This is a genomic window from Fulvivirga sp., from assembly GCF_040220315.1.
In the GTDB taxonomy this organism is placed as follows: Bacteria; Bacteroidota; Bacteroidia; order Cytophagales; family Cyclobacteriaceae; genus Fulvivirga.
Genome location: NZ_JAVJUY010000046.1, coordinates 1 through 12011, shown reverse-complemented (window position 1 = coordinate 12011; position 12011 = coordinate 1). Strand labels below are relative to the sequence as shown.

Here is a 12011-nt window from a genome sequence, read left to right as displayed (position 1 = left end):
AGTTTTCAGTGGCGCCAATTATGGTCCTTGGGCACCTCCATTTGTAAGTTTTCTTCCACTACCTGAAAATCCGGTGGGTGAAGGCTTAGGACATTTCGTAGGTGCTATGCGCATAGATGCCTGGAGACCTGCAGATGAATTCAAATCTCACATGGATAACTGGATTTCCCGTTTTAGAGAAACAAAGGCCATTGAAGGTAAAAAAGTGCTAATTCCGGGTGATCCTGAAAGAGAATTTGAAGCAATTAGATTGAAGGATGGAATTCCGTTAAATGAGAAAGTAGTGGCTGATTTGCAAGAATTAGCTCAAAAGTTTGGAGTCAACCTTTAGCTTAAAAACCCATTGTTACCCCAATTCTAAACACCCATGGGCTGTTATAAGGCGATTTATCTTCATCATAGAGTACATTATATAATACTGCGATATTGAAACCAGCATTTCTACCTAATGGTTGAAAATAGCCGCCACCAACAAATGCCCCCGGAACCCACTCTCTTCTTGATGAACCATCATTAATATTGAAAAATTCAAGGCTCAAATTTTCATACTCTGCCTGTGCATAGAATTGCTCTTGAATATTATGACGTGCAAAAAATCGATACCCATAAATATTCGTTTCAAAATCTTCAAAGTTGTCAAATTCTCTTTTGAAGTAAATATAGGTGATGCCCAGACCTGCCGAGAAGTCATCAGTAAATCGGTAACCTACTAAGGGTGAAATTTCAATGTTTGTAATTGTTCCGAATTGAAGCCCAAGATTACCCCCGAAATAAATTCTATCCGATAGTTTATCACCATCTAATTCATTCCCTGTCTGAGCTAAAGATGCATATGACATCAAAACAAAGACAATTAGAACAGCATATTTTTTCATTCCTCTTCTTCGATAATAAATAAGTCTTCTGACTCTTTTTTCATGAGGTATTTCTCGCGTGCGAATTTCTCCAGTTTTTTCTTGCTACTAAAAAGCTCCTCACGCTCCTGCTTTACCTCAGCAATTTTCTCTTGATAATACGCTTTTTGGTCTTCAAGGTTCCTTCTTTTTTGATTCAATTTGTATTGGGTGTAGATATCATTTGAATCAATAAAAAGCATCCAGATAAAAAAGAAAATACCAAACAAGAAGTAAAAATTTCTGCTAAATCTTGGAATTTGCATTGTATGATAGTTTAAAAAATATGTTTGAATATAAGAATAATTACGATTTTCTAAAAAAGCCGGCTTAAGAACCGGCTTTTTAATTATATAATCGTAAAGTATAATCTACTTTTTAGGGAAGTAAGCTACTTCACCTAATTCTTCTTCAATTCTCAATAGCTGGTTATACTTGGCCATTCTATCAGAACGAGAAGCAGAGCCTGTTTTAATCTGGCCTGCATTAGTAGCAACTGCTATATCAGCGATTGTTGCATCCTCTGTCTCTCCTGATCTGTGAGAAATAACGGCAGTAAATCCAGCTTTATGAGCCATTTCTATAGCGTCTAATGTTTCAGACAACGTACCAATCTGATTTACTTTTATCAATATTGAGTTAGCCGATTTCTCTTCGATTCCTCTTTTTAAGAACTTAACATTTGTTACAAAAAGGTCATCACCTACTAGCTGACATTTATCTCCAATCTTGGCAGTTAACATCTTCCAACCTTCCCAATCATTTTCATCACAGCCATCTTCGATTGAATCAATTGGATATTTATCTACTAATTCAGCCAAATAAGCAACTTGTTCTTCTTTAGATCTTACAGCACCGCTCTCACCTTCGAACTTTGCGTAGTTGTATTTGCCGTCTTCATAAAACTCTGATGATGCACAGTCTAAGGCAATAGTAATATCTTTACCAGGAGTATAGCCTGCTTTCTTTATCGCATCAAGAACACTGTTAAGTGCTTCTTCCGTACCACCTGAAAAATTAGGAGCAAACCCTCCTTCATCACCTACAGCTGTGCTCAGACCTTTCTCTTTAATAATGGATTTCAGATGATGGAAAACTTCCGTTCCCATTCGAATAGCTTCACTAAACGATGGGGCACCAACCGGACGAATCATGAATTCCTGAAAGGCAATAGGAGCATCAGAATGTGAACCTCCATTGATGATGTTCATCATTGGTACTGGTAAAGTAGAAGCATTGGTTCCACCAATATATCTGTATAATGGAAGACCAAGTTCGGCTGCAGCAGCTTTAGCCACAGCTAAAGAAACTCCTAAAATGGCATTAGCGCCTAAATTAGCTTTGTTGGGAGTGCCATCTGCTTCAATCATAATTTTATCAATCAACTTCTGATCGAAAACTGAAAACCCAATTAATTCCTCAGCCAAATCTCCATTTACATTTTCAACAGCTTTTAAAACGCCTTTTCCTAAGTATTTTGATTTGTCACCATCTCTTAATTCAACAGCCTCATTTTCCCCAGTGGAAGCGCCTGAAGGAACTGCCGCTCTACCTAGAATACCATTTTCGGTAATTACGTCTACTTCAATTGTTGGATTTCCCCTGGAATCTAGGATTTGACGGGCATATATACTTTCAATTAAACTCATCTTTTATTTTTTAGATTTTTTTATTAATTCAATAAACTGGTCAAATAGATAGCGACTGTCATGTGGGCCAGGAGAAGCTTCAGGATGATATTGTACAGAAAATGCTTGCTTACCTTTCACTTTTATACCTGCCACAGTATCGTCATTTAAATGGCGGTGTGTTATTTCTAACCTATCAGATTTTTCAATATCCTCTGCCGACACTACAAACCCATGATTTTGCGATGTTATTTCACTTTTCCCTGTTTCTAAATTTAGTATTGGATGGTTTAGTCCACGATGACCATGATGCATTTTATAGGTTCCTGCACCACATGCTCTAGCGATTATCTGATGCCCTAAGCAGATACCAAACAAAGGCTTATCTTCCTCCAAAATGGCTTTCACCGTTTCAACAGCATATTGCATAACAGCAGGGTCACCTGGTCCGTTTGAAATAAAATAACCATCTGGTTTAAATGACTTTAAATCCTCAAATGAGGATTTTGCCGGAAATACTTCACAATAAATACCTCTGGAAACTAAGTTTTTAAGAATACTATGCTTAATTCCAAGATCAAGAACTGCCACTTTAAATTCGGCTTTCTCATCACCAACTCTCAATCTTTTTTTGGTGCACACTGATGAAGAAAGTTCAAGCCCATCCATGGATGGTACTCTGGCTAGTTCCTTCTTCAATTCTCTGGGCTCTAATTCAGAAGAAATGATCGCATTCATAGCCCCTTTACTTCTTATGTGTCTTACCAGCATTCTTGTGTCGACATCCGCTATACCAGTTACTTCATGTCGTTCTAGGTATTGTTGAAGGCTCTCATTGGATCTTTTCCTACTTGCAATTGGTGAGTAATCGTTCACCACAATTCCAGAAATCTTAGGATAATCCGACTCTTGTTCTTCTTCAATAACACCATAGTTGCCGATGTGTGCATTTGTGTTTACAATTATTTGGCCTGTATAGGAGGGATCAGTATAAATTTCCTGGTAGCCAGTCATGCCTGTATTAAAGCATATTTCACCCCCCTTTGTTCCTTTTTTACCTATTGCAGTACCTTCGAGAAGAAGGCCGTCTTCAAGTAACAAGTAGGCTTTTTGTTTTGTGGTTGTATCCATTAAATTTAGTTTGGTGCAAAAATAAAAAAAGGGACTAGATATAAATCTAATCCCTTCTATTTTTTAGGTAATCAACAACTTAGTTGTCTTTCTCTTCATCTTTATTGTCCGCTTTTTCTTCGGCCTTTGGTTCTTCCACTTTTGGTTCTTCAACTTCATCAGCCTTTGCTTCAACTTCTTCTACAACTTCTGCCTTAGGCTCTTCTTTCTTCTCTGCTTTTGGTTCTGTGGTTTCTGCTTTAGGGGCATCCGATTTCTTAGACCCACCTCTACGGCTTCTTCTGGTCTTAGATTTAGTAGCACCTTTTTCTTCAAGCATTAACTCATTGTAGTCTACCAATTCGATGATACACATATCTGCGTTATCACCAAGTCTGTTACCTAGCTTTAGAATTCGTGTATAACCACCTGGTCTGTCAGCTATTTTGGTTGCTACCTCGTCAAAAAGTATTTTTACTGTCTCCTTGTCATTTAGGTCTCTAAATGCCATTCTTCTTGAATGCGTGGTGTCTTCTTTAGATTTTGTAAGTATTGGCTCTACAAACTTCTTCAGCGCTTTTGCTTTGGCTACAGTTGTAGTGATTCTCTTATTTGAAATCAATGAAGATGCCATGTTAGAAAGCATTGCACTTCTGTGAGGGGCAGTTCTTCCTAAATGATTAAATTTCTTACCGTGTCTCATCGCTTATTATTCTTCATCAAGTTTATACTTGGATAAGTCCATACCGAAAGTAAGGTTCTTATCCTGAACTAATTGCTCAAGTTCAGCTAATGACTTTTTACCAAAGTTTCTGAACTTCATCATATCAGAAATTTCAAGTCTTACGAGATCACCTAAAGTTTTAACATCAGCCGCCTTTAAGCAATTGTAAGCTCTTACTGATAAGTCTAAATCGTTAAGTTGGGTTTTTAGCAACTTACGCATGTGAAGCATCTCTTCATCCACTTGCTCTATTTCACCAGCTCTTTCAGTCTCTAATTCTATTGATTTATCAGAGAATAGCATAAAATGCTGAATCAGGATATGAGCAGCACCTTCTAATGCTTTCTCAGGATGAATAGATCCATCAGTTTCAATATCTAATACTAACTGCTCGTAGTCAGTTTTTTGCTCAACTCTTGTGTTTTCAACGCTATATTTTACATTCTTAATAGGTGTAAAAATCGCATCGATTGGAATGAATCCAAATACTTGCTCTGCTGGTTTATTTTCCTCTGCAGGTAAGTATCCTCTACCTTTATCAATGTTCAATTCGATCTCAAAATCAACAGAATCATCAAGATTGCAAATCACTAAATCAGGATTTAGTACCTCAAATGCAGAAGTGAAATTAGAAATATCACCTGCTTTAAATTCTTTCTGATTTTTAATAGAAACTGTTACTTTATTATCAAAAGAGTCCCCTATTTTTTTGAATCTTACCATTTTAAGGTTCAAAATAATTTCAGAAACATCTTCCACAACTCCTTCGATTGTAGAGAATTCGTGTAACACACCAGGAACTTTAATTCCTGTAATGGCATGGCCTTCTAATGAAGAAAGTAGTATTCTTCTTAGGGCATTACCAATAGTTACACCGTATCCTTTTTCAAGAGGTTTAAATGTGAAGATACCATGAAAGTCATCCGCTTTTTCCATGGCGACTTTATCTGGCATTTGGAATGCTAAAATTGACATATTAGTATTAGCTTTAATTGTTATAGTCCCGACAATACATCGGGACTAGTAAATATTTTATTTCGATTACTTAGAGTAAAGTTCAACGATTAGCTGCTCGTTAATGTTCTCTGGGATTTCATCACGCTGAGGAACAGAAACAACTTTTCCAGCAAATTCACTTGCATCAAACTCTAACCAAGGGAATCTTTTTGCTCCGTTCATAGCTAAACTATCAGTAACAGCTTCTAAAGATTTAGAACGCTCTCTAACAGCCACTACATCTCCGATTCTTAGCGAAACAGAAGGAACATTTACGATTTCACCATTTACTGTAATGTGTTTGTGAAGAACTAATTGTCTGGCAGCCCTTCTTGTAGGAGCAATTCCCAATCTGAACACGGTGTTGTCCAAACGTGCTTCAAGCATTTGTAATAGGATCTCACCCGTTACGCCAGATTTTCTTGATGCTTTCTTAAATATGTTAGCAAATTGCTTTTCCAATACACCATAAGTGTATTTCGCCTTTTGCTTTTCCATTAACTGGATTGCATATTCAGATTGCTTTCTTCTTCTGCTTCTACCATGTTGGCCAGGAGGATATGCTTTTTTAGCTACCGCCTTACTTGGACCAAATATTGGCTCATTAAATCTTCTAGCAATTTTCGCTTTCGGACCTCTGTATCTTGCCATTGTTTATTCTTTCTTAATAGATAATATTATACTCTTCTTCTTTTCGGAGGTCTACATCCATTATGTGGTAATGGAGTAACATCCTTTATCATAGTAACTTCAATACCAGTATTTTGGATGGTACGAATGGCAGATTCTCTACCAGCACCAGGACCTTTAACCAGTACTTCTACTTTTCTTAATCCAAGATCGTAAGCCTTTTGAGCGCAATCTTGTGCTGCCATTTGAGCTGCATATGGGGTGTTCTTTTTAGAACCCTTAAATCCCATTTTACCAGCTGATGCCCATGATATCACCTGACCAGTTGTATTGGTCATTGATATGATGATGTTATTGAACGAAGCTTTGATATGCGCCTGACCAATAGCTTCAACAGCTACTACACGCTTTTTTGCTTTATCTTTTCTTTTCTGTGCCATCGTTAATTACACTATTTATTATTTAGTAGCTTTTTTCTTGTTAGCTACAGTCTTTCTCTTACCTTTTCTTGTTCTAGAGTTGTTCTTAGTTCTCTGTCCTCTTACTGGAAGACCCTTTCTATGTCTAAGACCTCTGTAACAACCGATATCTAACAATCTTTTGATACTAAGTTGAACTTCTGACTTAAGAACACCTTCTACTTTGTGATTCTCACTGATTATGTTACGAATCGCTGTAGATTCATCATCAGTCCATTCCTGCGCTTTTTTATTCGGATCCACCCCAGCCTTTTCTAGAATATTTTGCGCTGTACTTCTACCTATACCAAAAATATAGGTAAGGGCTATTACGCCTCTTTTATTATCTGGGATATCAACTCCTGCAATACGTGCCATAACTTAGCCTTGTCTTTGTTTAAACCTTGGATTCTTTTTATTAATTACGTAGACCTTTCCATTCCTTCTGATAATCTTGCAAACCGCGCTACGTTTTTTAACAGATGCTTTAACTTTCATCAGAACTTTTATTAATATCTGTAAACGATTCTTCCTTTTGTTAAATCATAAGGTGACATTTCTAACTTCACTTTGTCACCCGGTAAAATCTTAATATAGTTCATTCTCATTTTGCCAGATATATGTGCAATTACTTCGTGACCATTCTCTAACTCAACTCTAAACATTGCGTTAGATAATGCTTCTGTAATTGTACCATCTTGCTCAATAGACTGCTGTTTTGCCATATTAAAATTTAAAGTTTTCTTCTATATATTCATGGGTCGTTAAGACCTCAGTTCCTTCTTTAAATATTGCGACTGTATGCTCATAGTGGGCTGATGGTTTTCTATCGGCTGTTCTTATCGTCCAACCGTCATCTTCCTGCACCACACTTTTAGAACCTAAATTGATCATTGGCTCTATTGCTATCACCAAACCATCGTTCAATTTCGGCCCTCTACCAGGCTTACCATAATTTGGCACTTCAGGGCTTTCGTGTAATTCTTCTCCAATTCCATGCCCTACTAACTCACGAACAATGCCATAACCAAATGGTTCCACATGTTTTTGAATAGCATTAGCTATGTCGCCAATTCTATTACCACATACAGCTTTTTCAATACCTTTATACAGTGACTCTTTTGTCACTTTTAATAAACTTATTGTTTTTTCATCTACTTTCCCTACTGGATAAGTATATGCTGAGTCACTATGAAATCCCTTGAAATAAACACCACAATCCACTGATATAATGTCTCCTTCTTTCAACTCATACTCACTAGGAAATCCGTGAACAACATTTTCGTTCAACGAAATACAAAGTGATGCAGGGAAGCCGTTAAAGTTTTTGAATGAAGGTACACCTCCATGATCTCTTATAAACTCTTCAGCAATCTTGTCAAGCACTATAGTTTTTACACCTGGCTTAACATGCTTAGCCACCTCACCATGCGCCTTTCCTAAAATCTGCGCACTTTCCTTTATTAAATCAACCTGCTCTCTAGTCTTGTAATGAATCATTATCAGTACTAGGCAGCGGCAATTTGAGATCGTCCTTTCACTTTACCGGACTTCATCATTCCTTCATAATGTCTCATCAACAAATAACTTTCTATTTGTTGCAATGTATCAAGGATTACACCTACCATGATAATCAACGATGTACCTCCAAAGAATTGTGCAAAATTACCACTTACACCTGCTTGAACTGCAAATGCCGGAAGTATCGCAACAATCGCTAGAAATATTGATCCTGGTAATGTAATCTTAGTTAATATCTGATCTATAAACTCAGAAGTTTGTTTTCCTGGCTTAATTCCAGGAATAAAACCTCCGTTTCTTTTTAAATTATCAGCAATGTCATTTGGGTTAACTGTAATAGCTGTGTAAAAGAATGTAAATACTAAGATTAACAAACCAAACACTAAGTTATACTGCCAGCTATAAGGATCTGCAAATGTGCTACCTATATAGGCTCCAATGTCACTGTCTTGCCATAATCCTGCAATCATAGACGGAATAAACATTAACGCCTGAGCGAAAATGATAGGCATTACACCTGATGCATTAACTTTTAGTGGAATATAATCTCTCTTACCCCCATATAACTTGTTGCCTATAACTTGTTTCGCATATTGGATAGGAATTCTACGCGCTGCTTGCGTTAGCATTACTGTTGCCATTACTACAAAGAAAAGAGCCACAATTTCTAATACGAACATCAATGCGCCACTCATACCCCTAGTCATCATTTCACTTACGATTGATCCAGGAAACCTAGAAATAATACCAATCATAATAAGCATAGAGATACCATTTCCAATACCCTTATCTGTAATACGCTCACCTAACCACATACAAAACATCGTACCTGCTACCAAAATTACCATAGAAGCAACTTGGAAAAACGCTGGTGAGTACATAATAGCCTCTGCCGGTATAGTTACAGCTAAATAACTACCACCTTGAGCAGCTGTTATTGCAATTGTTAAGAACCTTGTAATTTGAGTTAACCTCTTTCTTCCAGATTCACCTTCTTTCTGAAGTTTTTGGAAGTACGGTACTGCCACTGTCAACAATTGAATTACAATTGATGCAGAAATATAAGGCATAATACCTAGAGCAAAAATTGAAGCCCTACTAAATGAACCTCCTAAAAAGGTATTTAAAAGATCGAATATACCTCCAGTAGCTCCACTACCCAATGCGTCTGGATCAACTCCAGGAAGCACGATAAATGAACCCAATCTGAAAATCATCAAGAATCCTATTGTATTAAGGATTCTGATCCTTAGATCTTCAATCGAAAATATATTCTTTATAGTAGTAAAAAACTTCTTCATAATTACAACGTAGTTGCTTTACCGCCAGCAGCTTCTATTGCTTTCGCTGCCGTTGCTGAAAAAGCATGAGCCGTAACATCTACTTTAGACTTTAACTCTCCGTTTCCTAATATTTTAACAACATCATTCTTATGCGCTAACCCATTATCAACTAGAAGTTGAAGATCTATTGCTTTTGCTTTAGTCTTGCCTACAAGCTCCTCTAAAGTACTAAGATTGATTGCTCTGTATTCAATTCTGTTTGGACTAGTGAAACCAAACTTAGGCACACGTCTTTGAAGTGGCATTTGACCACCTTCAAAACCTTTTTTCTTGCTGTAACCAGATCTTGATTGAGCACCTTTATGTCCTCTTGTAGAAGTGCCGCCTTTACCAGATCCCTGACCTCTACCTATTCTTTTCTTTCCTTTTACGGAACCTTCTGCAGGTTTTAATGTATTGAGTTTCATAATTATATCTCAGTTACAGATACCAAATGGTTCACTTTATTAATCATTCCGTTTACTTGTGGAGTTAATTCCACTTCTACGGTTTTATTTATCTTACCTAAGCCTAAAGCTTTGATAGTCCTTTTCTGTACTTCAGGTCTTCCTATTGTACTTCTTACTTGTGAAATTCTAACTTTAGACATGATCTTATCCGTTAAATACTTTAGACAATGATACTCCTCTATCTTTAGCTACAGTAAAAGGATCTCTCATGTTAGTAAGAGCATCAAATGTTGCTTTTACCACGTTGTGAGGATTTGATGATCCTTTAGATTTCGCAAGTACGTTATGCACACCAGCGCTTTCCAATACGGCACGCATCGCACCACCGGCAATAACACCAGTACCAGGAGATGCTGGTTTCAATAGTACGAAACCACCACTGTATTTACCAAGAGCTTCGTGAGGAACTGTTCCCTTTATTACAGGAACTTTCACTAAGTTTTTCTTTGCGTCATCGATACCTTTAGTAATTGCATCAGTTACCTCATTAGCTTTACCTAATCCATAACCCACAACACCATTACCATCACCAACAACTACGATAGCAGAAAAGCTAAATCTTCTACCACCTTTCACCACTTTGGCTACTCTCTTGATGGCTACAACCTTTTCTTTAAGGTCGATTTCGCTTGCTTTTACTGATTTAATATTACTTTGAGACATAATGCTTTAAAATTTTAGACCTCCATCTCTTGCACCATCAGCTAAAGCCTTTACTTTACCATGATACAAATAACCATTTCTATCAAATACTACTTCTTTGATACCGGCAGCTGATGCTTTTTCTGCAATCTTCTTACCTACTTCAATAGAAGTATTAATATTTAGTTTAGAACCTAACTCTGCAGATGAAGATGCAGAAAGCGTCTGTCCTTTACTATCGTCAATAATTTGGGCATATATTGCCTTATTGCTTTTAAAAACAGAAAGTCTTGGTTTTTCAGTTGTACCCTGAATTCTGTTTCTAATACCCTTTTTAATTCGAAGTCTTCTTCTAATCTTATTGAATGCCATCTCTTTAATTATTTAGCAGCTTGCTTACCAGCCTTACGTCTAACATACTGACCAACAAACTTGATACCTTTACCTTTGTAAGGCTCAACTTCTCTCAACGACTTAATTTTAGCCGCTACTTGTCCGATTAATTGCTTATCGTAACCTTCGAGGGTTACTACCGGATTTTTACCTTTTTCAGTTTCTGCTGAAACAGATAATTCATTTGGAATGGCCATCCAGATATTGTGAGAATATCCAAGGCTAAGTTCCAACACATTGTTTTGAGCGGTAGCTTTGTAACCTACCCCTACTAACTCCAACTGCTTTTTGTATCCTTGGCTAACTCCTTCAAACATGTTATTTATCAATGACCTGTATAAACCATGAAGAGCTTTATGTCTCTTCTGTTCAGTTGGTCGTTCGATACTTAACGTGCCTTCATTTTCAACCAATTTGAAAGCAGGGTCAATTTTTTGTTTAAGCTCACCTTTGGGGCCTTTTACAGAAATGACACCTTCTTTAATGTCATAATTGTAAGACACTCCGTCAACAAGCTTAATTGGTTTTTTCCCTATTCGTGACATTGTTGTCTATTTATTAATTCTTAATATACGTAACACAATACTTCTCCACCAACTTGAAGCTCTCTGGCTTCTTTGTCGGTAACAACTCCTTTGGATGTAGAAATAATTGCTACACCTAATCCGTTTAATACTCTCGGTAGATCATCTGCCTTGGTATATTTTCTTAAACCCGGCTTACTTACTCTCTCAAGATTATAAACAGCAGGCTTGTTGTCTTCAGTGTACTTAAGCGCTATTTTTATATTACCCTGATGGTTTTTAGTATCCTCAAACTTATAGTTCAGGATATAACCTTTATCAAAAAGAACTTTCGTTAGTTCCTTTTTGATATTTGAGGCAGGTATATCAATTACCTTGTGCTTTGCTTTAATAGCATTCCTCAAACGGGTCAAATAATCTGCTATTGGATCTGTCATTTTGTTTTAAATCTTAATATATCCTTACTACCCCTGAAAACGGCCTGCAAAGATACAAACATTTTATTTCTTTAAAAATATATTTAAGAGAATTACCAGCTAGCTTTTGTAACTCCAGGTATTTTGCCCTCTGAGGCCATTTCTCTAAATGTTACCCTGGAAATACCAAACTTTCTCATGTAGCCTTTAGGTCTTCCTGTAAGTTTACATCTATTGTGTAATCTTACTGGAGAAGCATTTCTTGGAAGTTTATCCAATGCTTC

At 36.9% G+C, this 12011-nt stretch carries 21 protein-coding genes; 1 reads left to right on the top strand and 20 read right to left on the bottom strand.

Annotated features, from left to right (window positions below; all coding sequences use genetic code 11):
- Positions 1-331, top strand: a 331-nt coding sequence (locus RLO81_RS01680; RefSeq protein WP_350106284.1) for an Ldh family oxidoreductase, incomplete at its 5' end; no start/stop codon positions are given.
- Between the two features lies 1 nt (position 332).
- On the opposite strand, the gene RLO81_RS01675 is transcribed toward RLO81_RS01680, so the two are convergent.
- From RLO81_RS01675 to rpsN, 20 genes are all read right to left on the bottom strand, one after another.
- Positions 333-875, bottom strand: a complete 543-nt coding sequence (locus RLO81_RS01675; protein WP_350106281.1) for a hypothetical protein — start codon at positions 873-875, stop codon at positions 333-335.
- Positions 872-1159, bottom strand: coding sequence for an FtsB family cell division protein (locus RLO81_RS01670; RefSeq protein WP_350106278.1), 288 nt, complete (start codon positions 1157-1159; stop codon positions 872-874). Before RLO81_RS01670 ends, RLO81_RS01675 begins: the two co-directional genes overlap by 4 nt.
- Positions 1160-1264: 105 nt before the next feature.
- On the bottom strand, positions 1265-2542 hold the full coding sequence (gene eno, locus RLO81_RS01665) for a phosphopyruvate hydratase (RefSeq protein WP_350106276.1): 1278 nt from the start codon (positions 2540-2542) through the stop codon (positions 1265-1267).
- A gap of 3 nt (positions 2543-2545) precedes the next feature.
- Positions 2546-3652, bottom strand: coding sequence for a glutamine-hydrolyzing carbamoyl-phosphate synthase small subunit (carA, locus tag RLO81_RS01660; protein WP_350106273.1), 1107 nt, complete (start codon positions 3650-3652; stop codon positions 2546-2548).
- Between the two features lie 79 nt (positions 3653-3731).
- Entirely contained in the window at positions 3732-4334 is a 603-nt protein-coding gene (gene rplQ / locus RLO81_RS01655) for a 50S ribosomal protein L17 (protein ID WP_350106270.1), read from the bottom strand.
- A gap of 6 nt (positions 4335-4340) precedes the next feature.
- A complete protein-coding gene (locus RLO81_RS01650; RefSeq protein WP_350106267.1) occupies positions 4341-5330 on the bottom strand; it encodes a DNA-directed RNA polymerase subunit alpha in 990 nt (329 codons plus the stop codon).
- Positions 5331-5396: 66 nt separating this feature from the next.
- Positions 5397-6002, bottom strand: a complete 606-nt coding sequence (gene rpsD / locus RLO81_RS01645) for a 30S ribosomal protein S4 (protein WP_350106264.1) — start codon at positions 6000-6002, stop codon at positions 5397-5399.
- Positions 6003-6028: 26 nt separating this feature from the next.
- Positions 6029-6421, bottom strand: a complete 393-nt coding sequence (rpsK, locus tag RLO81_RS01640) for a 30S ribosomal protein S11 (RefSeq protein ID WP_205722279.1) — start codon at positions 6419-6421, stop codon at positions 6029-6031.
- A gap of 18 nt (positions 6422-6439) precedes the next feature.
- Positions 6440-6817: a 30S ribosomal protein S13 gene (rpsM, locus tag RLO81_RS01635; RefSeq protein ID WP_350106260.1), complete on the bottom strand. Its 378-nt coding sequence runs from the start codon at positions 6815-6817 to the stop codon at positions 6440-6442.
- 3 nt (positions 6818-6820) lie between these two features.
- The gene (gene rpmJ / locus RLO81_RS01630; RefSeq protein ID WP_350106257.1) at positions 6821-6937 is read right to left on the bottom strand and encodes a 50S ribosomal protein L36; all 117 of its coding nucleotides are present in this window, start codon (positions 6935-6937) and stop codon (positions 6821-6823) included.
- An 11-nt stretch (positions 6938-6948) separates the two neighbouring features.
- Positions 6949-7164, bottom strand: a complete 216-nt coding sequence (gene infA / locus RLO81_RS01625; RefSeq protein WP_350106254.1) for a translation initiation factor IF-1 — start codon at positions 7162-7164, stop codon at positions 6949-6951.
- Between the two features lies 1 nt (position 7165).
- Positions 7166-7939, bottom strand: coding sequence for a type I methionyl aminopeptidase (gene map, locus RLO81_RS01620; protein ID WP_350106251.1), 774 nt, complete (start codon positions 7937-7939; stop codon positions 7166-7168).
- A gap of 8 nt (positions 7940-7947) precedes the next feature.
- Positions 7948-9261 (bottom strand): preprotein translocase subunit SecY, encoded by a 1314-nt coding sequence (gene secY / locus RLO81_RS01615; protein ID WP_350106248.1) that lies wholly within the window; start codon positions 9259-9261, stop codon positions 7948-7950.
- Between the two features lie 2 nt (positions 9262-9263).
- Complete coding sequence (rplO, locus tag RLO81_RS01610; RefSeq protein ID WP_205722284.1) at positions 9264-9710, bottom strand: 50S ribosomal protein L15; 447 nt, start codon at positions 9708-9710, stop codon at positions 9264-9266.
- Between the two features lie 2 nt (positions 9711-9712).
- Positions 9713-9892, bottom strand: a complete 180-nt coding sequence (gene rpmD, locus RLO81_RS01605) for a 50S ribosomal protein L30 (protein ID WP_350106244.1) — start codon at positions 9890-9892, stop codon at positions 9713-9715.
- Positions 9893-9896: 4 nt separating this feature from the next.
- Positions 9897-10415 (bottom strand): 30S ribosomal protein S5, encoded by a 519-nt coding sequence (gene rpsE / locus RLO81_RS01600; RefSeq protein ID WP_205722285.1) that lies wholly within the window; start codon positions 10413-10415, stop codon positions 9897-9899.
- 6 nt (positions 10416-10421) lie between these two features.
- Entirely contained in the window at positions 10422-10766 is a 345-nt protein-coding gene (gene rplR / locus RLO81_RS01595) for a 50S ribosomal protein L18 (RefSeq protein ID WP_350106241.1), read from the bottom strand.
- A gap of 8 nt (positions 10767-10774) precedes the next feature.
- On the bottom strand, positions 10775-11332 hold the full coding sequence (rplF, locus tag RLO81_RS01590; protein WP_350106238.1) for a 50S ribosomal protein L6: 558 nt from the start codon (positions 11330-11332) through the stop codon (positions 10775-10777).
- Positions 11333-11352: 20 nt separating this feature from the next.
- Positions 11353-11748 (bottom strand): 30S ribosomal protein S8, encoded by a 396-nt coding sequence (gene rpsH, locus RLO81_RS01585; protein WP_350106235.1) that lies wholly within the window; start codon positions 11746-11748, stop codon positions 11353-11355.
- Positions 11749-11840: 92 nt separating this feature from the next.
- Positions 11841-12011: 30S ribosomal protein S14 (gene rpsN / locus RLO81_RS01580; RefSeq protein WP_350106286.1), on the bottom strand; the 171-nt coding region annotated here is incomplete at its 5' end.